Here is a 21,285-nt window from a genome sequence, read left to right as displayed (position 1 = left end):
TCGTGATACGATCCGGCGCATGACCGCACCCGACCTGAACATGCTCATCACCCTGGACGCCCTGCTGGCGGAGGGCAGCGTCGCCGGCGCCGCGCGGCGGCTGCGGCTCAGCCCGTCGGCGATGAGCCGGGCGCTGGCGCGGCTGCGCGCGGCGACCGGCGACCCGCTGCTGGTCAGGGCCGGGCGCGGCCTCGTCCCCACGCCGCGCGCGCTCGACCTGCGCGACCGCGTGCACCAGTTGGTGCAGGAGGCGGAGGCGGCGCTGCGGCCGGCCGAGAACCTCGACTTGAACCAGCTCACCCGGACCTTCACCCTGCGGACCAGCGACGGCTTCGTGGAGAGCTACGGCGCCGCGCTGCTCACCCGCGTCGCGCGCGAGGCTCCCGGCGTCCGCATCCGCTTCCTGTCGAAGCCGGACAAGGACAGCGGTCCCTTGCGCGACGGCTCGGTCGATCTGGAAACCGGGGTCGTCGTCAAGGACAGCGGACCGGAGCTGCGCGCCCAGGCACTGTTCCACGACCGCTTCATCGGCGTCGTCCGCCCCAGCCACCTGCTGACCACGGGCGAGATCACCGCCGCTCGCTATGCCGCCGGTCGCCATGTGCTGGTGGCGCGGCGCGGCGACGACCGCGGGCTGGTGGACGAGGCGCTGGACCGGCTGGGACTGCAGCGCCAAGTCGTCGCGACGGTCGGCGGCTTCGCCGCAGCGCTGGCGCTGGTGCGCGGCACCGACCTGATCGTCAGCGTCCCCGAACGGCACACGGCGGGCTTGCGCGCCGGACTCCACAGCTTCGCCCTGCCCTTTCCCGCCCCGGAGGTCACCGTCTCGCTGCTGTGGCACCCGCGGCTGGACGCCGACGCGGCCCATCGCTGGCTGCGCGGCTGCGTGCGCAAGGTCTGCGCCATGCCGTCCGGTCGGCAAGACCGGGAGTGATATGACCCGCCGCGCCATTGCGCGGCGTCCCACCGGCGCCCTATGCTGATATATCACTTGAACTCAACACCGGGAGAACGCCATGCAGCCGCCCTACCTTGCCGCCGACCAGCGCTACGAGGGCATGAGCTATCGCCGCACCGGCCGCAGCGGGCTCGACCTGCCGGCCATTTCGCTGGGGCTTTGGCAGAATTTCGGCGGCACCGACGTGTTCGCCACCGGGCGCGCCGTGCTGCGCCGGGCCTTCGACCGCGGCGTCACCCATTTCGACCTCGCCAACAACTACGGCCCGCCGCCGGGCTCGGCGGAGGAGAATTTCGGCCGCATCCTCGCCACCGATTTCCGTCCCTACCGCGACCAGATGGTGATCTCGACCAAGGCCGGTTACGAGATGTGGCCCGGCCCCTACGGCAACTGGGGCTCCCGCAAGTATCTGGTCTCCAGCCTGGACCAGAGCCTGAAGCGGATGGGCCTCGACTATGTCGACATCTTCTATTCGCACCGCGTCGATCCGCGCACGCCGCTGGAGGAGACGATGGGCGCGCTGGACCATATCGTCCGCCAGGGCAAGGCGCTCTATGTCGGCATCTCCTCCTACTCGCCGGAGATGACGCGGCGGGCGGCGGGCATCCTGAAGGAGTTGGGCACCCCCTGCCTGATCCACCAGCCCTCCTACTCCATGCTGAACCGCTGGATCGAAGGCGGGTTGCTCGACACGCTGGACGATCTCGGCATGGGCTGCATCGCCTTCTCGCCGATGGCGCAGGGCATGCTGACCAACAAGTATCTGGGAGACCGCCCGACCGACGCCCGCGCCGCCAAGGGCGGCACCCTGCGGGCACATTTCCTGTCGCCGGAAAACCTGGAGCGCATTCGCGCGCTCGACGCCATCGCCCAGCGGCGCGGCCAGACGCTGGCGCAGATGGCCGTCGCCTGGGTTCTGCGCGACCCGCGCGTCACCTCCGCCCTGATCGGTGCCCGCAACGTGGAGCAGCTCGACAACTCGCTCGACGCGTTGAACAACCTGTCCTTCTCGCCGGAGGAACTGGCGGAGATCGACACCCACGCGGTCGCCGACGCCGGCATCAATTTGTGGAGCGCCTCCTCCTCGGCCGAGGCGGGCTGAGCATGACGGGCCGGGGGACGGCATCGCCCCCCGGCCCGCGACCCGACGTCAGCCGACCTGCCCGGCCGCCAGACGACCCAGGATCGCCGCGTGGCTGAGGATACCGTTGCGCAGGCATTTCAACTCGAACTTCTCGTTCGGCGAATGGATGCGGTCGTCGTCCAGGCCGAAGCCGACCAGGATGGTATCCAGCCCCAGATATTCGCGGAACCAGCCGACGATGGGGATCGAGCCGCCGCCGCCGATCAGCACGCCGTCGCGCCCTGTCGCCTCCTTCAGCCCGCCGCGCACCGCCTGCATCCACGGCGTGTCCGTCGGCACCTCGATGCCGGGCGACGAGCTGAAGCTGCGGAAGCTGACCGTGCAGTCGGCCGGCAGCCGCTCCTCGAAGAAGCGCTGGACCGACGCCTCGACGGCCGCCGGGTCCTGGCCGGGCACCAGGCGGCAGCTGAGCTTGCACGACGCCTTGGCCGGGATGACCGTCTTCGATCCCTCGCCGGTGTAGCCGCCCCAGATGCCGTTGATGTCGCAGGTCGGCCGGGTCCAGATGCGCTCCAGCAGAGTCCGCCCCGCCTCGCCATGGCTGCGGGTCAGGCCGAGCGCGCCGAGGAACTGCGCCTCGTCCAGCGGCAGGCCGCGGATCTGCGCCAGCAGGTCGTCCGGCAGCTCGCGCACGCCGTCATAGAAGCCGTCGAAGCGCACCCGCCCGTCGGCATCGTGGATCTGGCCGAGGATGCCGGTCAGCACATTGATCGGGTTGGGCACCGCGCCGCCGAACAGGCCGGAATGCAGGTCGTGGCTGGGACCGGTGACGGTGGCCTCCAGATAGAGCAGCCCGCGCAGCCGCGTGGTGATCGCCGGGGTGTCGACGTCCCAGGCGTTGGTGTCGGTGACGAGGCAGAAGTCGGCCTGCAACTCCGCCGCATGCTCCTTCAGGAAGCGCGGCAGCGACGGGCTGCCGGTCTCCTCCTCGCCCTCCAGCAGCACGGTGGCGCGGATGGGGATGGAGCCGTGGACGGCGTGCCAGGCCTCGAAGGCCTCCATGAAGGTCATGGTCTGGCCCTTGTCGTCGGCGGCGCCGCGGGCGACGACGCGGCGCCCCCGCTCAGCCTCGACGATCACCGGCTCGAAGGGCGGGCTGTTCCACAGTTCGACCGGATCGGCGGGCTGGACGTCATAATGGCCGTAATACAGCACATGGGGCGTCTCCACCCCCTGCGGTCCCGGCCCTGGCCCCGGATGATGGGCGACCAGGATGGGATGGCCTGGCGTTTCGTTGATCGTCACCGTGAAGCCCATCGCCGCCAGCCTGTCGGCGCACCATTGGGCGGCGCGGCGGACATCGCCGGCATAGGCGGGGTCGGTGCTGACCGAGGGAATGCGCAGAAGCTCGCAAAGCCGCCCGACCGACTCCTCGAAGGAAGAGTCCACCTTGCGCAGCACGGCATCGACAGGAAGCATGATGGCCTCTTCTTGAACGTGGGGTCCGCCTGTCCCCCTCTCCCCCCGGGGAGAGGGTCGGGGTGAGGGGGATGCACATGTCGGATTATGTGGGGGATCGGGGAGTGCGCAATGCTTGAAAATCCTCGCAGCGCCTCCCCCTCACCCTAACCCTCTCCCCGGGAGGGAGAGGGGATATTCTACCCCCCCAGGCCCGCCAGCAGCTTGCCCAGAACCGGCTGCCCCACGACGGCACCCAACGCGAAGCCGGCAATCAGCCCGATCACCAGACCCACGATGCCGGCCCCCATGCCGCCGCGGCCGGACTGTGCGCGTTCCGCCTGCCGGGCGCCGCTGCCCCCGCCCGACGGCTCGTCCCCCTCGTCGATGGAGGAGGCGCGCCGGGCGCTGTAGGAGGTGTCGGTCGCCTCGTGCCAGGACTGGATGCGCTCCAGCGCCGGCTTCAGTTGCGCGTCGTCGGCCGTCTTGCCGCGGCCGTGGATGATCTCCCAGGCCAAGGCCACGAAACGGGCGGTGGTCCGCCCCTCCGGCGTGAAGATCGACGCCGGCATGCGGCGGTAGGTGGCCTTCACCACGTCCACGTCATAGGGGAAGGCGGTGCGGAACATCAGGTCGGGGAACTCGTTGCGCAGCTGGGTCAGCGATTCGCGCCCGACCTCGTCGTTGGTGATCGACAGCATCAGGATGCCGGCCAGCGACAGGTTGGGGTTCAGCCCGTTCTGGATGTGCTCCACCACCTGCAGGGTGCGACGCAGCCCGTCCAGCGCGTAGCGGCCGGGGAACACCGGCACCACCAGCCGGTCCGACGCCGCCAGCGCGCCGGCGGCCAGATGCCCCAGCGCCGGCGGGCAGTCGATGACGACGTAATCCGGCGGGTTGCGCGAGAAATGCAGCGCCTTGCGCAGGCCGCGCTGCGACCCGCCGCGGCTGTCCAGCGCATGTTCCAGCGAATAGAGCTTGCGCGCGCCGACGATCATCGACAGCCCATCGAAGGCAGTCGGGGTGATGGCGTCCTCGACGAAGGTCTCCTGCCGCAGCAGGTCGTTGATGCCGACCTTCGCCTTGTCGCGCAGCAGGAAATTGCTGGTGGCGCTGCTCTGCGGGTCGAAATCGATCAGGACGACGCTCTTGCCCAGCGCGGCCAGCGACAGCGCGAGATTGACCGAGGTGGTCGTTTTGCCGACGCCGCCCTTCTGGTTGTAGACCGACAGGATGGTCGGCTGCCGTGCCTGCGGCGTGTCGAAGACGTCTTCGTGACTGGTCATGTTTGTTCCGCTTCGCCGTTCTGCGGCAATCCCCCCGCTCCGGACCGAAGGGCCCGGACCGGAAGCGAGGGCGCACTATAAGCGCCGCGGCGCCTCAAGTCTTCCCACACGTTCGGGTGTTCCCCAAGCGGCCCCCCGCGCAAAACCGCGGCCTTCACAGGACCGTCACTTGTCCGCCCTCTATATTTCGACTATCGTCGAATCATGGAAATGAAAGCCGCCACCAACGCCTTCGCCGCTCTCGCCCAGGAAACCCGTCTGGCCGTGTTCCGCCTGCTTATCACGGTGGGGCCGAACGGGCTGACGGCCGGCGACCTCGCCCAGCAGGTGGGGGTCCCCGCCTCCACCCTGTCCCATCATCTGGCGACGCTGGAACGCGCCGGCCTGCTCCGCTCCCGGCGGGTGCAGCGGCAGATCTTCTACGCATCCGACTACGAGGGCACCCGCCGGCTGATCGCCTTCCTGATGGAGGACTGCTGCCAGGGCCGCCCGGAACTCTGCTCCACCGACCTGACCCAGGCGGTTTCTTGCGGTCCGGCCGGATGCGACCACGACGCCTGACACCCCGACCCCAACCGCCGCGACACAAGCGGCCTGGAAAGGCGACACAGCGATGACCGACCGCATCTACAATGTCCTGTTCCTGTGCACCCACAACAGCGCCCGCAGCGTCATGGCGGAATGCCTGCTGAACCGGGAGGGCAAGGGTCGTTTCCGCGCCTTCAGCGCCGGTAGCCAGCCCTCCGGCCGCATCAACCCCTATGTCCACGACCTGCTGGAACGGCTGGGCTTCCCGACCGCCGAGCTCCGCTCCAAGACCTGGGACGAGTTCGCGACGGCGGACGCCCCGCACATGGATTTCGTCTTCACCGTCTGCGACAACGCAGCCGGCGAGGTTTGCCCGGTCTGGCCCGGCCAGCCGATGACCGCCCATTGGGGCTTCCCCGACCCGTCCAGCGCCCAGGGCACCGACGCGGAGAAGGCCGCCTTCACCGCCGCGGTGTTCGGGCAGATCCAGCGCCGCATCCAGGCCTTCGTCAGCCTGCCCATCGCCTCGCTCGACCGTCTGGCGCTGAAGCGCAAGCTGGACGATATGGGACAGACGTCCGCCACCACGGAGGCGGCGCGATGACGCCCGTCACCATCTATCACAACCCGGCCTGCGGCACCTCGCGCAACACGCTGGCGCTGATCCGCAACAGCGGCGTCGAGCCGACGGTGGTCGAGTATCTGAAGACGCCGCCGACCCGCGACGAGCTGGTCGACCTGATCCGCCGCATGGGCGTGCCGGTGCGCGCCGTGCTGCGCGAGAAGGGCACGCCCTTTGCCGAACTCGGGCTCGGCGACCCGGCGCTGAGCGACGACCAGTTGCTCGACGCCATGATGGCCCACCCGATCCTGATCAACCGGCCGATCGTGGTGACGCCGCTCGGCGCGCGGCTGTGCCGCCCGTCCGAGGCGGTTCTCGACATCCTCCCCGATGCCCAGCGCGGCGCCTTCGCCAAGGAAGACGGCGAGCAGGTCGTCGACGCCGCCGGACAGCGCATCGACAAAGCCTCCTGACGGACAACCGATCATGACCACCGACATCCATGCCGCCCCGGCGGTCCGCCCCGCCATGGGGCTTTTCGAGCGCTATCTCAGCGTCTGGGTCGCGCTCTGCATCGTCGCCGGCATCACGCTCGGCCATCTGGTGCCCGGCGTCTTCCAGGCCATCGCCGCGGCGGAGGTCGCCAAGGTCAACCTGCCGGTGGCGGTGCTGATCTGGCTGATGATCGTGCCGATGCTGCTGAAGATCGACCTCGGCGCGCTGGGGCGGGTTCGTGAGCATTGGCGCGGCGTCGGCGTGACGCTGTTCATCAACTGGGCGGTCAAGCCCTTCTCGATGGCGCTGCTCGGCACGCTGTTCATCGGCAACCTGTTCGCACCGCTGCTGCCGCAGGACCAGATTTCCTCCTACATCGCCGGGTTGATCCTGCTGGCCGCCGCCCCCTGCACCGCCATGGTCTTCGTCTGGTCGAACCTCTGCGAGGGCGAGCCGCACTATACGCTGAGCCAGGTGGCACTGAACGACATCATCATGGTCTTCGCCTTCGCGCCGCTGGTCGGGCTTCTGCTGGGCGTCGCGTCGATCACCGTGCCGTGGGACACGCTCCTGCTGTCGGTGCTGCTCTACATCGTCATCCCCGTCGTCGCCGCCCAGCTGTGGCGCCGCAGCCTGCTGGGGACCGGCGGCGAGCCCGCGCTGAAGCGCACGCTGGACCTGATCCAGCCGGTCTCGCTGGTAGCGCTGCTGACCACGCTGGTGCTGCTGTTCGGCTTCCAGGGCGAACAGATCCTGGCCCAGCCGCTGGTCATCCTGCTGCTGGCGGTGCCGATCCTGATCCAGGTCTATTTCAACGCCGGGCTGGCCTACTGGCTGTCGCGCCGCTTCGGCGTGGCGTGGTGCGTGGCGGCGCCGGCGGCGCTGATCGGCGCCTCCAACTTCTTCGAGCTGGCGGTCGCCGCCGCCATCAGCCTGTTCGGTCTCGGCTCGGGCGCCGCGCTCGCCACCGTGGTCGGCGTGCTGGTCGAGGTGCCGGTGATGCTGTCGGTGGTGAAGATCGTCAAGGCGACCAAGCCCTGGTACGAGGGACGCACCCATGCATGATGTCCAACACGTCGAACACGATTCCTTCCCGAGCCTGGACGAGGCCTATTTCGAGGTGCCCGACCTCGGCGGGCTGACACCGGCGTGGCCATCGACCCACCCGCCGCGCATCCTGCTGCTCTACGGCTCGCTGCGGGAGCGCTCCTACAGCCGCTTCCTGGCCGAGGAATCGGCCCGGCTGCTCCGCCGCATGGGGGCGGAGACGCGCATCTTCGACCCCACCGGCCTGCCGCTGCCCGACAGCGTGCCGGCCGACCACCCCAAGGTGGCGGAGCTGCGCGCCCTGTCGCAATGGTCGGAAGGTCAGGTGTGGGTCAGCCCGGAACGCCACGGCACCGTCACCGGCATCCTGAAATGCCAGATCGACTGGCTGCCGCTGGAAAGCGGCGGCGTCCGGCCGACACAGGGGCGGACGCTGGCGGTGATGCAGGTGTCCGGCGGCTCGCAGTCCTTCAACGCGGTCAACGCCATGCGCGTTCTCGGCCGCTGGATGCGGATGGTGACCATCCCCAACCAGTCCTCCGTCGCCAAGGCCTATCAGGAGTTCGACGAGGCCGGGCGGATGAAGCCGTCGCCCTATTACGACCGCGTGGTGGATGTGATGGAGGAGCTGGTCAAGTTCACCCTGCTGGTGCGCGACCGCAGCGACTATCTGACCAGCCGCTACAGCGAACGTCGCGAGGCCGGGCTGAAGGAGGCGAGCGAGGCGCAGGCCCTCGCCGCGGCGGCGATGAGCGGGCAAAAGTCCGGTGGGGGCACGGCAGACTGATCCCCCCGCGCAGCGGTCCCGGCCCCGCCGCCGGGACCCTTGCCGCATTCCTGCACAACCGTTGCGCAAAGTTTCGGGTCGATCCGAAGAGCCGCTCAGGTCCACATGGTGACAAACAATCCCATGGGAGGACAATAGGATGACCACCGAACTTCAGCACCTGATCGGCGGCAAGCTGGTTTCCGGAAAGTCGGGGCGGTTCGCCGACGTCTACTCCCCGATGACCGGCGAGGTGCGCGCCCGCGTGCCGCTGGCGAGCGTGGAGGAGATGCGCGCCGCGGTGGAGAACGCCAAGGAGGCGCAGCGCGGCTGGGCCGCCACCAACCCGCAGCGCCGCGCCCGCGTGCTGATGCGCTTCCTCGACCTCGTCCAGCGCGATTACGACGAACTGGCGCTGCTGCTGTCGCTGGAGCATGGCAAGACCATCGTCGACGCCAAGGGCGACATCCAGCGCGGTCTTGAGGTGGTGGAGTTCGCCTGCGGCATCCCGCACCTGTTGAAGGGCGAGTTCACCGACGGCGCCGGCCCCGGCATCGACATCTATTCGATGCGCCAGCCGCTGGGCGTCGTCGCCGGCATCACGCCGTTCAACTTCCCGGCCATGATCCCGATGTGGAAGTTCGCCCCGGCCATCGCCTGCGGCAACGCCTTCATCCTGAAACCGTCGGAGCGCACCCCCGGCGTGCCGGTCAAGCTGGCCGAGCTGATGCTGGAAGCCGGCCTGCCGGCGGGCGTCCTCAACGTCGTCCACGGCGACAAGGTGGCGGTGGACGCCATCCTCGACGACCGCGACATCAAGGCGGTGGGCTTTGTCGGCTCCACCCCGATCGCCGAATACATCTACAACCGCGGCTGTGCGGCCGGTAAGCGGGTGCAGTGCTTCGGCGGCGCAAAGAACCACGCGCTGGTGATGCCGGACGCCGACCTCGACCAGGCGACCGACGCGCTGATCGGCGCCGGTTACGGTGCGGCGGGCGAGCGCTGCATGGCGATCTCTGTCGTCGTGCCGGTCGGCAAGAAGACCGCCGACGCCCTGATGGAACGGCTGATCCCGCGGGTGGAAAGCCTGAAGGTCGGCCCGTCCACCGACAGCAGCGCCGATTTCGGCCCGCTGGTGACGCGCGAACATCTGGAGCGCGTGAAGTCCTACGTCGATATCGGCGTCAAGGAAGGTGCCAAGCTGGCGGTCGACGGCCGCGAGTTCAGCATGCAGGGCTACGAGAACGGCTTCTACATGGGCGGCTGCCTGTTCGACGAGGTCAAGCCGGACATGCGCATCTACAAGGAGGAGATCTTCGGCCCGGTCCTCTCCGTCGTCCGCGCCGACTCCTATGAAGAGGCGCTGGCCCTGCCGAACGACCACGAATACGGCAACGGCGTCGCCATCTTCACCCGCGACGGCGACGCCGCCCGCGACTTCGCCTCCCGCGTCGATGTCGGCATGGTCGGCATCAACGTTCCGATCCCGGTTCCGCTCGCCTACTACACCTTCGGCGGCTGGAAGCGTTCGGGCTTCGGCGACCTGAACCAGCACGGCCCCGACGCGGTGCGCTTCTACACCAAGACCAAGACCGTCACCTCCCGCTGGCCCTCGGGCGTCAAGGAAGGCGCCAGCTTCGTCATTCCGACCATGGATTGATGGGCGTAACATTCCCCCTCCCGCCTCCGGCGGGAGGGGGGTTACACGAGGTGACGCATGTCCTTTGAACTGACCGAAGACCAGGTCGCCATCCGCGACATGGCGCTGTCCTTCGCCCGCGATGAGCTGGCGCCCAATGCCGTCGAGTGGGACCAGAAGAAGCATTTCCCCGTCGACACCCTGCGCGCCGCCGGCGAACTCGGCATGGGCGGCATCTATGTGTCGGAGGACCATGGCGGCTCGGCGCTGAGCCGCTTCGACGCCGTGGTGATCTTCGAGGCGCTGAGCCAGGGCTGCCCGACCATCGCCTCCTACATCTCCATCCACAACATGGTGGCGGGGATGGTGGACAATTTCGGCAATGACGAGCAGAAGGCCCATTGGCTGCCCAAGCTCTGCACCATGGAATGGCTGGCCAGCTATTGCCTGACCGAGGCCAACGCCGGCTCCGACGCCGCGGCTCTGCGCACCAGGGCGGTGCGCGACGGCGACGGCTACATCCTGAACGGCGCCAAGCAGTTCATTTCCGGCGCCGGCAGCTCCGACCTCTATCTCGTCATGGCCCGCACCGGCGAAGACGGCCCCGGCGGCATCAGCGCCTTCCTGGTGCCCAAGGACACCCCCGGCCTCTCCTTCGGCGCCAACGAGCACAAGATGGGCTGGAACGCCCAGCCGACCCGCGCCGTCATCATGGAGGACGCCCGCGTCCCCGCCTCCGCCCTGCTGGGGCAGGAGGGGATGGGCTTCAAGTTCGCCATGAAGGGGCTGGACGGCGGCCGCATCAACATCGCCGCCTGCTCCATCGGCGGCGCCCAGGCCGCGCTCGACAAGGCGCTGACCTACATGAGCGAGCGCAAGGCCTTCGGCCAGTCGCTCGACCGTTTCCAGGCGCTGCAGTTCCGTATCGCCGACATGGCGACGGAGTTGGAGGCAGCCCGCACCTTCGTCCACCGCGCCGCCTCGGCGCTGGACGCCAAGAGCAAGGACGCCACCCGCCTCTGCGCCATGGCGAAGCGCTTCGCCACCGACACCGGTTTCGAGGTGGCGAACAACGCCCTGCAGCTGTTCGGCGGCTACGGCTATCTGGCGGATTACGGCGTGGAGAAGATCGTCCGCGACCTGCGGGTCCACCAGATCCTGGAAGGCACCAACGAGATCATGCGCCTGATCGTCTCGCGCAGCGAGATCGGGCGGATGGCCTGACCAACACGGAACCTCATCCCCTCTTCCCCCCCGGGGAGAGGGTTAGGGTGAGGGGGGCACGCGGCGGCCCTCCGGCAAAAATCCAGCATGTGCATCCCCCTCACCCCGACCCTCTCCCCGGGGGGGAGAGGGGGAAGCAACCAAAAAACCAAACCAACGGGAGACGCGACGATGGCGGTGATCGGTTTCATCGGATTGGGCAACATGGGCGGCCCGATGGCCGCGAACCTCGTGAAGATGGGGCATCAGGTGGTGGGCTACGACCTGTCCACCGCCGCGATCGACGCGGCCAAGGCGGCCGGCGTCACCATTGGCGAGTCCCCGGCGGCCATCGCCGCCGCGTCGGAGGTGGTCGTCACCATGCTGCCGGGCGGCCGCCATGTTCTGGGCGTCTATGACGGCGACACGGGCATCGTCGCGGTGGTGAAGCCGGGCACTCTGCTGATCGACTGCTCCACCATCGACGTGGACTCCGCCCGCAAGGCCCATGCCCTGGCCGCGGCCAAGGGTGCGGCCTCGCTCGACGCGCCGGTGTCGGGCGGTGTCGGCGGTGCGGCTGCCGGCACGCTGACCTTCATGGCCGGCGGCGAGCCGGACGCCTTCGAACGCGCCCGGCCGATCCTGGAAGCCATGGGCAAGAAGATCGTCCATTGCGGCGGCGCCGGTGCCGGTCAGGCGGCGAAGATCTGCAACAACATGATCCTCGGCATCTCGATGATCGGCGTCTGCGAGGCCTTCGTCCTGGCGGAGAAGCTCGGGCTGTCGCATCAGGCGCTGTTCGACGTGTCGTCCACCTCGTCGGGCCAGTGCTGGTCGCTGACCAGCTATTGCCCGGTCCCCGGCCCGGTCCCCACCAGCCCGGCCAACCGCGATTACCAGCCCGGTTTCGCGGCGGCGCTGATGCTGAAGGACCTGAAGCTGGCCCAGGAAGCGGCGCAGAGCGCCGGCGCCCCCACCCCGCTGGGTGCCGCTGCGGCACAGCTCTACGCCATGATGAACGCGCAAGGCGAGGGCGGCACCGACTTCTCCGGCATCATCCGTATGCTGCGCGGCGAAGGCTGAGCTACATGGCCGGCGGGGGCAGGAACAGCGCCTGCTCCCGCCGGACCAGATCGGCGATGTAGTCTGCGGTCATGGATATCCGCGCCAGCGACCGCAGATCCTCGTGCACGATCAGCCAGAAGGACCGGGTGATCGTCAGTTCTTCCGGCAGGACCGGCACAAGATCGGGCTCAGCGCCGGCGATGAAGGCCGGCAGCATGCACAGGCCGGCGCCGGCCTGCGTCGCCTTCAGCTGGGCGACGAGGCTGCTGCTCTTGATGCGCGGCACCACCTCCCCGATCGTCTCGACATAGTCCAGTTCGGGCGCGAAAATCAGGTCGTCGATGTAGCCGATGAAGGACTGGCCGCGCAGGTCGGCCCGGCTGCGAATCGGTGGCCGGGCGTCCAGATAGGCGGCTGTGCCGTACAGCCCCAGCCGGTAATCGGTGAGCTTCCGGGCATAAAGCCGCCCTTCCTGCGGACGCGACAGGCTGATGGCGATGTCGGCCTCGCGCTTGGACAGGCTGAAGACGCGCGGCATGGCGACCAGCTGCACCTCCAGCTCCGGATGGCGTTCGCACAGGCTCCCGATGCGCGGCGCCAGGAAACAGCTGCCGAAGCCGTCCGGCGCCCCGATGCGCACCGCGCCGGCAAGCGCCAGATCGCCATCGGCCACCATGCCCTGCGCCAGAAGCGCCGCGCTCTCCATCACCTCGGCGGTCTGTTTCAGCCGCTCGCCCTGCGGCGTCAGGGTGAATCCGCTGGGCCGGCGTTCGAACAGGGTGACGCGCAATGCGTCCTCCAGCGCCGAGATGCGGCGGCTGACCGTGGTGTGGTCGGCACGCAGGCGCTGGGCCGCCGTGGTCAATGTACCGGCGCGGGCCACCGCCAGGAAGAATCGCAGGTCGTTCCAATTGAAATCGGCCATGTCCGCCGGCGCCGCCGTCCATTCTCGCTGGTGAAGCTGGGGCCGAACTGTCCCATCAACCCGCCCCTCTGACAAGAGCGCCAAGCCGCCCCTGCGACAACGCCGCACCCGGTGCGAACACAAGCACCGAAAGAGCATGCCCCGAAGGAGTACCGCATCTTTCGGGGTCCGCCCCCATTTCGCGTGGACGAAGCGCCCGCCTGTTGCGTTTATCTGTTGAGGGATGCGGCGTTCCTGACGACTGCGAAGAACGAAAGGACGGGCGATGCCGGGCGAGGGCCGGACGGGGAACTGGAGCGGATCGGCAATGGCGATGCCGACAGCGATGATCGCGGCAGCGACGCTTGCCGTCCTTGTCGCGGCTGCGGCACCACCGGCCTCCGCTGAACCGCTGCTGTCCGCGCCGGAGGCCGATGCCCCCCTGCCCTCCCCCGCTCCGTCAACGCCCGATCCGGCGCCAGTCCCGGTAACGGTTCAGGCCCCGGCCACGCCTCAGACCGACGCCTTCGACTGCTGGCTTCTTGACCCGAACCGGCTGGAGAAGGCCGCCGACCAGGGCCTGTGCGGCGATGCCTTCGCCCGCGCGCCGGAAATCGCCTCCCTGCCCGACGCCCCTCCCCTGCCCGCAGTGACGCCGCCGCGCAAGCCGAAGGCCCCGGAACGGCGGATCCGCACGTCGAACCGGGGTTCCAGCCACAGCCAAACCCATACGACGGGCACGTCGGCGGCCCAGGTGTCCCGTACCGGCGGAGGCGGCGGAGACTTCTTCAGCAACTTCCAACGCGATTTCCGGGCGCTGGGCGACCTGCTGGGCGGTGGATCGTCACCGCGCCGGGGCGACGGCGGCGGCGCGCCCGGTTCCCACACGTCTCACCGAAACTGACGGCACCGGAACCGAGGCGCCTTACGACGCGTCGTCCGGCTCCGTGCCGACATCCTCCGCCCCCATATCCTCGGCCCCCATGTCCTCGGCAACGACGTCGATGGTGACGCCGGTTCGCCCCGGCCGGCCGTGGTCATGCTCCGGGTCGATGCCGTGGTCACGCCGCAACTCGTCGCGAACCTCCGCGATGCGGGCGCGCAGCCGGGCATATTCGGCCAGAAGCTGGCGACGCCGGTCGTTCGGCGTCACGTCCTTCGGCGGGCGCAGCGAGCGCTTGAAGTCGATCAGCTGGCGGCGGGTCACGTCGGGACGGACCAGTCCCTCGGCCTTCGCGCGCTCCAGCTCGTCCGGTGTCATGGTGACGATCTGATAGGCGACGCTTTCCGCCCCCGGCAGCACCTCCAGCGACAGCCGCCCGGTATCCACCGCCTCCGCCACCGCGCGGAAGCGAAAGGCGGTCTCGACCGAAAACGGCATGTCGCTCTCGATCATCGCCTCGAAATCGCCGTGGGGCAGGATTTCCTTGGCGCGGTTCAGATAGCGGCCGATCGACAGGAATTCCTTGCGGCTGCGGTTCCAGTGATAGCGGATTTCCTGCGCGAATTCCTGCCGGGTGTGGCAGGGCACGATGGCGTCGCTGATGTCCGACGCCCGGCGGTCGGCCTTTGACGGCGCCACCGCCGCGGTGTTGCGGGCCGGCACCGTGGGCGCCGCGGGCTGGGCAGCCGGCTGGGGAGCGGCCTTGCCCTGCTCCGCCACCTTCTTCATGAAGGACTTCACGTTGGCCATATTCAAATCCCCCGGGTTCAAATCCCCAACTCGTGCCGGATGAAGTACCAGGCGCCCAGGCATTCGTCGGCGCCGTTCACCGCACCGACATCGACGATGGAGCAGCCGATGTCGTCGACCCGGTGCATGTCCTCGATGTCCGGCACCTCGTGCGGGACCAGCCGCCCGACCCGGCCCAGTTCCAGCTTCGCTTCCCGCAGGCTGACCGACCGGCGCTTGACCCGGTTCAGCAGGAAGGCGGCGGGGCGGCCGTAATCGCGCAGGAACTCCATCCAGGGGATGACGCTCATCTTGTCGAAACGCCCCACGCCGGTCGGCACCAGAACGAGGTCGGCGCGGCGCAGCAGGATCTTGGTCGCTTCGGGATAGAGTTCCACCGACGGCGGCGTGTCGATGAAGATCACGTCGTAGCGGGCAGGGTCGATCTGGGACAGCGCCGCGTCGATCTCCTCCAGCGTGCCTTCATAATGGTCGATGGCGGCGACGTCGTGCGGACGGCGCAGTTCATGCCACTGGCCCAGCGTGCGCTGCGGATCGAAATCCAGCGTCGCGACGCGCATGCCGTCCTTGGCGGCCGCCACCGCGGTGTTCTTGCAGCTGGTGGTCTTTCCGGTGCCGCCCTTCGGCGCGCTGTAAACCACCCAGCGGGCGGGCTTCTGCGCAGTCGTCTGTACCGGATCAACGGCATTCTGCCCCGCCTGCTTGCCGGTCGGTTTACCTGCCGGTTTGCCTGCAGATTTCCGTGTGGCGACGGCGGTCGGATCGGCCATCTGTTCCCCCTGCATCGCGTGCCCGTCTTCTGGATGGCCTTCTTATTAGCGGATCGGCAGTCGGGTCGAAAGGGCAAAGGCGGGACCTGAACCATTGAAATAGAGAGTTTCTGTACCGAAAAGGCATTACCGGTAACGCTTTCCGGGGCAGTTCCGTTACCGGTAACGCTTCCGGCACGACACACGCCCCCTCGCGCATTGCGGCAACGAAACATTCCGTCACCACTTTCGGCATTTCCGCCCCGCGCCTGCGTCGCTAAAATGTTTCGCATTCCAAGAAGCCGGACAGGATATCGCCTTCCCGCGAGCATCGGGGGCTTGGGCTGGGGAGTGGATCGGTGATGCGGGGATCGGGTGTGAAGGACGGATCGGTGGGACAGGCTGTGGACGCCCGAGAGGAACGCATCGGAACCCGACTGAGGCACGCCCTGTGCCGCACCACCGCATTGGCGGGAGCGGCGCGTCTGGCGGTCATCACCGCCGTGGCCGCCCTCGGCCTGCCGGCCCTGCCCGCCTTCGCCAACCCCGAAGGCGGCGTGGTCACCGAAGGCAGCGCCACCATCCAGTCCACAGGACCCGGCCGGCTCGACGTCATCCAATCCACCTCGAAGGCGGTGATCGACTGGCAACGCTTCGGCATCGGGGAGGGCGAGCACACCAACTTCCGGCAGCCCGACGCCGGCTCCATCACGCTGAACCGCGTCACCGGCCCCGATCCCTCCGCCATCATGGGGCGGCTGACCGCCAACGGGCAGGTCTGGCTCGTCAACCCGAACGGCATCCTGTTCGGCCCGAACGCCAGCGTCGATGTCGGCGGGCTGGTCGCCACCACCCACGACATCCGCAACGAAGACTTCATGGCCGGCCGCTACGGCTTCGAAGGCCGCGCCGGCTCCACCGCGACGGTGGAGAATGAGGGCACCATCACAGTGGCACAGGCCGGGCTGGCGGCGCTGGTCGCGCCCGGCGTCGCCAACCGCGGCACCATCCACGCCCGGCTGGGCGAAGTGACCCTGGCCTCCGGCCGGCGCTTCGTCGTCGACCTGTTCGGCGACCAGAAGATCAACATCGCGGTGGACGCCCAATCCGATACGAAGACCGACGCGCGGCCCGTCGGTGCCGACGGCAAGCCGGTGGACGCGCTGGTCAGCAACAGCGGCAAGATCTTCGCCGATGGCGGCCGGGTGCAGATGACGGCGTCGGCCGCCAAGGGGCTGGTCGACCGCGTCGTCAACATGTCCGGCACCGTCCAGGCCCGGCGGGTGGAGCAGCAGGGCGGCGACATCGTCCTGCTCGGCGACGGCGGCGCGGTGGAGGTGTCGGGCACGCTGGATGCCGGCGGCAGCGGCGCCGGCCAGAGTGGCGGCTCCGTCATCGTGTCGGGCAACCGCACGGCGTTGACGGCATCGGCGCGCGTCACCGCGTCGGGCGCCGCCGGGGGAGGGGAGGTGCTGATCGGCGGTGACGTGCAGGGCGGCAAGGCGTCCGCCGCCACGCTGGCCGGCTACGACATCCGCCCGGCGCGCAAGCCGGTGCCGCCGTCGACCGAGACGGTTGTGGCGCAGGGGGCGACCATCGCCGCCGACGCCACCGGGAACGGCAAGGGCGGCAAGGTCGTGGTGTGGGCCGATGGCGGCACCCGCTTCGACGGCGCCGTCTCCGCCCGCGGCGGTGCGGCCGGCGGCAACGGCGGCTTCGTGGAGACGTCCGGCAAGCTGTCGCTGCAGGTGCGCGGCCGGGTCGATGCCGGGGCGCCGGCAGGCAAGGGCGGGTTCTGGCTGCTCGATCCATCCAAGGTCGTCATCGGCACCGACCCGGGCGATGAAAATCCCGACGACCCGGACCCGCCCCGCACGGTCATCGCTTCCTCGACGGTCGCAGCGTCGCTCGACCTCGGCACCAACGTCACCATTCAGACGGAGTCCACCACGGAGGGCAATGGCGACATCATCGTCAATGAAGCGATCAGAAAAGGGGCGGGAGGCGACGCAACCCTGAGGCTGAACGCTTACCGCAACATCTTCATCAGCCACGACATCATATCCAGCGCGGGCGCGCTGAACGTGACTCTAAACGCAGCGACCGGAACCGATGGCGGCATGGTGCGGATAACCGGACGGCCTGCATCTGATCCCAACCCCGGTCCAGTCAGCATTTTTACCAACGGCGGCACCTTCATCGTCGGCGGCGGAGCGAACCCGCGCACAAATCCCGCCATCGGCCCGGTCGGCAAGATCGACGGCATTAACCAGATGGGTCCGCGCACCGGCGTAGCGTTCACGAATGCGATCGTCTCGACCGGCTCCGGTTCCATCCTGATCAACGGCGAGGGGGGCGAGTACAATCTTCCCGGCAATCATGGCATCGCGCTGTACGACAGCCATCTGATAACGGGGACCGGTTCCATCACGCTGAACGGCGTGGGGGGCAGCGGCATGAACTACAGCGGCAATGTCGGCGTGCTGCTGGCGGCCTCTACGCTCCAGACCATGGGAGGTGCGGTCTCCATCACCGGCGTCGAAGGCCGCGGTGAAGGTTCCGACGGCAACGATGCTGTCCGCTTGGAAGCATTGTCCGCCATCACCGTGGCAGGCAATGGGGCGATCGACATCAGGGGAGGTGCCGACTCCGGACGCGACATCGTGCTGAGCGAAGCGACAATCAGCAATGAAGGCGCCCCGATCACCATCGACTCCGCCGGCAATCTTCTGCTCGACAGCAACACCATCCTCGCATCCGAAAGGGCGGTGAGGCTGAATGCCGCCTATGGGGTGTATCTGACGGACAGCCGCATCATAGTGGGCAATGGACCGGCCACGCTGAACAGCAACCGCAGCGGCGACGTGGGCGCCATCCGGCTGACCGCCAGCAGCATCGAGACCACCGGCGGCGCCATCACCCTGGGGGGCGGCAACGATCCGACAAGCGAGGCGGCCCAGGCCGACTCGTCCGACATGGCCGGCGTGCAGATCGACGCCAGTTCGCTGCACTCCAGCGGCGGCGCCATCTCCATTCGCGGGCAGGGCGCCCTTTATTCCAATGGGCCGCCTCCCAGCTATGTGGGGGAGAGCCATGGCGTCTCGATCACCGGGAACTCGGCCATCGGCTCCGGCACCGGGCGGATCACCATCCATGGCAAGGCGGTTTCCCAAGATGAAAGCCGGAATGCCGGCGTTCTGATCGAAGGCGCCACCGACGCGAACCCGACCATCGTCTCCCGTTCCACCGCTGCCGACGCCATCCGCATCGACGGCGACGCCACCGAAGCCGACTCCCTGGAGTCCTGGGGCGTGATGGTCAAAGGGACGGCGGCGATCCATTCGTCCGGCGGGGTCGCCATCACCGGCAAGGCCGGTGCATCGAGGGCCGATCTGGAGGTCGCCGGCATCGGCCTGGATGCCGAAGCCGATGGCAGCATCGAAATCGTGGCGGCCGCCGGAGAGGTATCCCTGCAGGGCACCGCTGGAACCGGCGAGATGCCGTTGGACGTGTACAGAAACGGAAATGTGGTGATCAGCGCTACGCCGGCACCTCCTCCTCCTCCGCCGCCTCCGCCGCCCCCGCCACCTCCGCCGCCTCCGGTATTGCCGCCGGTGACGCCGACGGTGCCGGAGGTTCCAACCACGCCGACCACCCCCACCACGCCAGGGAGCGACGGTAGAGACGGGGGCGGAACCGGCACGCCGTCCACCGACACGTCCGGGACGGATACGTCCGGCACCGATACGTCCGGCACCACCCCGGAAGGAACCGGAACCGGGTCGGCGGGCACCACCCCCTCGGACACATCGTCTTCCAGCGGCCAATCCGCCGCGGCCGGCAACAGCTCCGTACAGACGGTGCTGCAAACGGTGGCACAGATCGCAGCAAACCCGACAACAGCCACAACCGCGGCCACACCCGCGGCCACGACGACCGGCACGGCCGCCAGTACGACCACCAACGGCACCGCGACCACCGGCACGACCACTCCGGCAACCGGGGCCTCGACCACCGCAACCACCCCGCAGACCTTCCTGTCGGCGCTGGAACAGGGCACGGCCACCCAAGGCACGGCCACCCAAGGCACGGCCAGCCAGGGCACGGCCAGCCAGAACACCGCTCCCCAGACCGGGGACGGGCAGGGCACCCAGGCGGCGGGCGGCAGTTCGTCCTCCGGCAGCGGTCCGACCTCTCCGCCGCCGCCACCGCCGCCTCCCGCCGGCCCATCGACGGTGGTGCTGCCGTCCGGCCGCTCCGTCACCTTCACGGCAGAGGCGACGCAGGCCTACGCCTCCGGCGCCACCCTGTCGCAACCGGGCCCGCAGCTTCTCGCCTCGCCTCAGGTCCAGGCGGCGGCCGGCTCCATCATCCAGGCTGCCGGCGGCGGCGGCATGGCGCAGGCGGTGACGACGCTGGCGACCGGCACGCTGTCGCTGCCGGAACAGCGCGCCGTGCTGGCCAGCGTTCCCGTCCCCACCCTGATCGGCGGCCTGACCGCCAGCAGCGATCCGGTGGCGGTGCGCGTCGGCGGCATCCTGCAGAACAGCGCGGCCGGCCAGCCCGGCGGCTATGCCCAGGTGCGCGCCACGGTGACCCAGGCCAACCTGCCGCCCCAGGTCGCCCGCACCTACCTCGCCATGGTGCAGCGGGTGGAGCGCGAACAGCGCACCCAGGCCTTTTCCGGCGCGCTCCGCCAACTGGCGGCGAACCCGGCGGCAGCGGACATGTTCGGCCAGCCGAACGCCTCCTCGGCTCCGCCCAGCCTGCAACAGGCACGCGGCGGCCGCACCCGCGGCGGCAGCATGACCCTGCGCGGCATCGTCGCCGACAGCGCCAATCTGGCCGAAGCGCGGGTGAACGGCCGCTGGGTCTTCATCGACGAGCAGGGGCAGTTCCGCACCAGCATCCCGGTGGAACCGGGGGCGACCGAAGCCACGCTGACCATGACCGACGAGACGGGCAAGACGACCGAGCAGCGCATCGCCATCGATGCCGCCGCCGCCACACCCGACCCGGCCGCTCCGCCGAAGCCGCGCAAGATCGCCCTGATGATCGCGGTCGACAGCTACCGCGATACCGGCATTCCCGCCCTGGCCACGCCGGACGCCGACATCAAGGCGGTGGGCAAGGCGCTGAACGATCATCTCGGCTACGAGACGCGGGTGCTGCGCAACCCGACCAAGGCACAGATCGGCGAGGCGCTGCGCAAGCTCGGCCGCGAGGTGGGCGAGCAGGACCAGGTGATGGTCTATTATGCCGGTCACGGCTATGAGCTGGCGGAAACCGGTGCCGGCTATTGGCTGCCGGCCGATGCGGAGACCACCAGCGCCCGCAACTGGGTGTCGAACAACGACATCGGCCGCTTCCTCAGCCGCATGCCGGCCAAGCATGTGATGCTGGTGTCGGACAGCTGCTATTCCGGCGCCTTCACCAAGGAACAGAAGGTCGATGCCGCCCGCCTCGCCAACGAGCAGGAGATCCGTCAGCGCCGGTCGGTGATGGCGCTATCGTCGGGCGGCGATGAACCCGTGGCCGACGGCGAGGTGAACTCCCCCTTCGCCACGGCACTGAAAAAGCGGGTGCTGGCGCTGCCGAAGGACAGCAACGGCTTCGCGCTGTACCAGCAGGTCCGCGAGGACGTGACCCGCGACGCCCCGCAGACCCCGCAATACGGCGTGATCCGCACCGCCGGCTACGACGAAGGCGGCGACTTCCTGCTGGACCTGCCCGACCGCGCGATGAACTGAGGAAAACACGATGATTGCCCTCTCCCGTCCCGGGAGAGGGAGACCACTCCCCCAATTTCCACTGGCGCATAGTTTCAAAAGAAACTATATGAGCGACA

At 68.8% G+C, this 21,285-nt stretch carries 17 protein-coding genes; 12 read left to right on the top strand and 5 right to left on the bottom strand.

Going from position 1 to position 21,285, the window contains the following annotated elements:
* The first annotated feature begins 19 nt into the window (after positions 1–19).
* Positions 20–934, top strand: a complete 915-nt coding sequence (locus FZ983_RS06695; protein WP_149222796.1) for a LysR family transcriptional regulator — start codon at positions 20–22, stop codon at positions 932–934.
* A gap of 82 nt (positions 935–1,016) precedes the next feature.
* A complete protein-coding gene (gene mgrA, locus FZ983_RS06690; RefSeq protein ID WP_149222795.1) occupies positions 1,017–2,060 on the top strand; it encodes an L-glyceraldehyde 3-phosphate reductase in 1,044 nt (347 codons plus the stop codon).
* A gap of 48 nt (positions 2,061–2,108) precedes the next feature.
* On the opposite strand, the gene FZ983_RS06685 is transcribed toward mgrA, so the two are convergent.
* Both FZ983_RS06685 and FZ983_RS06680 read right to left on the bottom strand, forming a co-directional pair.
* On the bottom strand, positions 2,109–3,521 hold the full coding sequence (locus FZ983_RS06685) for a M20/M25/M40 family metallo-hydrolase (protein ID WP_149222794.1): 1,413 nt from the start codon (positions 3,519–3,521) through the stop codon (positions 2,109–2,111).
* A 179-nt stretch (positions 3,522–3,700) separates the two neighbouring features.
* Entirely contained in the window at positions 3,701–4,786 is a 1,086-nt protein-coding gene (locus FZ983_RS06680) for an AAA family ATPase (RefSeq protein ID WP_149222793.1), read from the bottom strand.
* 204 nt (positions 4,787–4,990) lie between these two features.
* Between FZ983_RS06680 and FZ983_RS06675 the strand changes: the two genes are divergently transcribed.
* The 8 genes from FZ983_RS06675 to mmsB all read left to right on the top strand — a co-directional run bounded on the left by FZ983_RS06675 (position 4,991) and on the right by mmsB (position 12,109).
* Entirely contained in the window at positions 4,991–5,347 is a 357-nt protein-coding gene (locus FZ983_RS06675) for a metalloregulator ArsR/SmtB family transcription factor (RefSeq protein ID WP_149222792.1), read from the top strand.
* 52 nt (positions 5,348–5,399) lie between these two features.
* On the top strand, positions 5,400–5,918 hold the full coding sequence (locus tag FZ983_RS06670; RefSeq protein WP_149222791.1) for an arsenate reductase ArsC: 519 nt from the start codon (positions 5,400–5,402) through the stop codon (positions 5,916–5,918).
* The gene (gene arsC, locus FZ983_RS06665; RefSeq protein ID WP_149222790.1) at positions 5,915–6,349 is read left to right on the top strand and encodes an arsenate reductase (glutaredoxin); all 435 of its coding nucleotides are present in this window, start codon (positions 5,915–5,917) and stop codon (positions 6,347–6,349) included. Before FZ983_RS06670 ends, arsC begins: the two co-directional genes overlap by 4 nt.
* A 55-nt stretch (positions 6,350–6,404) precedes the next feature.
* Positions 6,405–7,436: an ACR3 family arsenite efflux transporter gene (gene arsB, locus FZ983_RS06660; protein WP_149223065.1), complete on the top strand. Its 1,032-nt coding sequence runs from the start codon at positions 6,405–6,407 to the stop codon at positions 7,434–7,436.
* Positions 7,429–8,205, top strand: coding sequence for an arsenical resistance protein ArsH (gene arsH, locus FZ983_RS06655; RefSeq protein ID WP_149222789.1), 777 nt, complete (start codon positions 7,429–7,431; stop codon positions 8,203–8,205). Before arsB ends, arsH begins: the two co-directional genes overlap by 8 nt.
* A gap of 139 nt (positions 8,206–8,344) precedes the next feature.
* Positions 8,345–9,844 carry a CoA-acylating methylmalonate-semialdehyde dehydrogenase gene (locus FZ983_RS06650; protein ID WP_149222788.1) on the top strand — a complete coding sequence of 500 codons (1,500 nt, stop codon included), beginning with the start codon at positions 8,345–8,347 and terminating at the stop codon, positions 9,842–9,844.
* A 57-nt stretch (positions 9,845–9,901) separates the two neighbouring features.
* Positions 9,902–11,047, top strand: a complete 1,146-nt coding sequence (locus FZ983_RS06645) for an isobutyryl-CoA dehydrogenase (protein ID WP_149222787.1) — start codon at positions 9,902–9,904, stop codon at positions 11,045–11,047.
* Between the two features lie 87 nt (positions 11,048–11,134).
* On the top strand, positions 11,135–12,109 hold the full coding sequence (gene mmsB, locus FZ983_RS06640; RefSeq protein ID WP_348771040.1) for a 3-hydroxyisobutyrate dehydrogenase: 975 nt from the start codon (positions 11,135–11,137) through the stop codon (positions 12,107–12,109).
* 1 nt (position 12,110) lies between these two features.
* Here the strand turns inward: mmsB and FZ983_RS06635 are convergent, their stop codons facing one another.
* The gene (locus tag FZ983_RS06635) at positions 12,111–13,016 is read right to left on the bottom strand and encodes a LysR family transcriptional regulator (protein ID WP_149222785.1); all 906 of its coding nucleotides are present in this window, start codon (positions 13,014–13,016) and stop codon (positions 12,111–12,113) included.
* Positions 13,017–13,323: 307 nt separating this feature from the next.
* Here FZ983_RS06635 and FZ983_RS06630 point away from each other — a divergent pair, with 307 nt between their 5' ends.
* Entirely contained in the window at positions 13,324–13,899 is a 576-nt protein-coding gene (locus FZ983_RS06630) for a hypothetical protein (RefSeq protein ID WP_247883628.1), read from the top strand.
* Between the two features lie 21 nt (positions 13,900–13,920).
* On the opposite strand, the gene FZ983_RS06625 is transcribed toward FZ983_RS06630, so the two are convergent.
* On the bottom strand, positions 13,921–14,688 hold the full coding sequence (locus FZ983_RS06625; RefSeq protein ID WP_247883627.1) for a DUF3102 domain-containing protein: 768 nt from the start codon (positions 14,686–14,688) through the stop codon (positions 13,921–13,923).
* 17 nt (positions 14,689–14,705) lie between these two features.
* Positions 14,706–15,458, bottom strand: coding sequence for a ParA family protein (locus FZ983_RS06620; protein WP_247883626.1), 753 nt, complete (start codon positions 15,456–15,458; stop codon positions 14,706–14,708).
* Between the two features lie 341 nt (positions 15,459–15,799).
* Here FZ983_RS06620 and FZ983_RS06615 point away from each other — a divergent pair, with 341 nt between their 5' ends.
* Positions 15,800–21,187: a filamentous hemagglutinin N-terminal domain-containing protein gene (locus FZ983_RS06615; RefSeq protein WP_247883625.1), complete on the top strand. Its 5,388-nt coding sequence runs from the start codon at positions 15,800–15,802 to the stop codon at positions 21,185–21,187.
* Positions 21,188–21,285: the final 98 nt, after the last annotated feature.

It is taken from the genome of Azospirillum sp. B21 (assembly GCF_008364825.1).
Classification (GTDB): domain Bacteria; phylum Pseudomonadota; class Alphaproteobacteria; order Azospirillales; family Azospirillaceae; genus Azospirillum.
The sequence above is the reverse complement of the archived record's forward strand: the minus strand, read 5'-3'. Positions and strand labels throughout refer to the sequence as shown.

Bases quoted from the DNA above. Each gene is read 5' to 3' on its own strand.
- FZ983_RS06695 (WP_149222796.1), top strand. From the start codon at position 20: ATGACCGCACCCGACCTGAACATGCTCATCACCCTGGACGCCCTGCTG.
- mgrA (WP_149222795.1), top strand. From the start codon at position 1,017: ATGCAGCCGCCCTACCTTGCCGCCGACCAGCGCTACGAGGGCATGAGC.
- FZ983_RS06685 (WP_149222794.1), bottom strand. From the start codon at position 3,521: ATGCTTCCTGTCGATGCCGTGCTGCGCAAGGTGGACTCTTCCTTCGAG.
- FZ983_RS06680 (WP_149222793.1), bottom strand. From the start codon at position 4,786: ATGACCAGTCACGAAGACGTCTTCGACACGCCGCAGGCACGGCAGCCG.
- FZ983_RS06675 (WP_149222792.1), top strand. From the start codon at position 4,991: ATGGAAATGAAAGCCGCCACCAACGCCTTCGCCGCTCTCGCCCAGGAA.
- FZ983_RS06670 (WP_149222791.1), top strand. From the start codon at position 5,400: ATGACCGACCGCATCTACAATGTCCTGTTCCTGTGCACCCACAACAGC.
- arsC (WP_149222790.1), top strand. From the start codon at position 5,915: ATGACGCCCGTCACCATCTATCACAACCCGGCCTGCGGCACCTCGCGC.
- arsB (WP_149223065.1), top strand. From the start codon at position 6,405: ATGGGGCTTTTCGAGCGCTATCTCAGCGTCTGGGTCGCGCTCTGCATC.
- arsH (WP_149222789.1), top strand. From the start codon at position 7,429: ATGCATGATGTCCAACACGTCGAACACGATTCCTTCCCGAGCCTGGAC.
- FZ983_RS06650 (WP_149222788.1), top strand. From the start codon at position 8,345: ATGACCACCGAACTTCAGCACCTGATCGGCGGCAAGCTGGTTTCCGGA.
- FZ983_RS06645 (WP_149222787.1), top strand. From the start codon at position 9,902: ATGTCCTTTGAACTGACCGAAGACCAGGTCGCCATCCGCGACATGGCG.
- mmsB (WP_348771040.1), top strand. From the start codon at position 11,135: ATGTGCATCCCCCTCACCCCGACCCTCTCCCCGGGGGGGAGAGGGGGA.
- FZ983_RS06635 (WP_149222785.1), bottom strand. From the start codon at position 13,016: ATGGCCGATTTCAATTGGAACGACCTGCGATTCTTCCTGGCGGTGGCC.
- FZ983_RS06630 (WP_247883628.1), top strand. From the start codon at position 13,324: ATGGCGATGCCGACAGCGATGATCGCGGCAGCGACGCTTGCCGTCCTT.
- FZ983_RS06625 (WP_247883627.1), bottom strand. From the start codon at position 14,688: ATGGCCAACGTGAAGTCCTTCATGAAGAAGGTGGCGGAGCAGGGCAAG.
- FZ983_RS06620 (WP_247883626.1), bottom strand. From the start codon at position 15,458: ATGGCCGATCCGACCGCCGTCGCCACACGGAAATCTGCAGGCAAACCG.
- FZ983_RS06615 (WP_247883625.1), top strand. From the start codon at position 15,800: ATGCGGGGATCGGGTGTGAAGGACGGATCGGTGGGACAGGCTGTGGAC.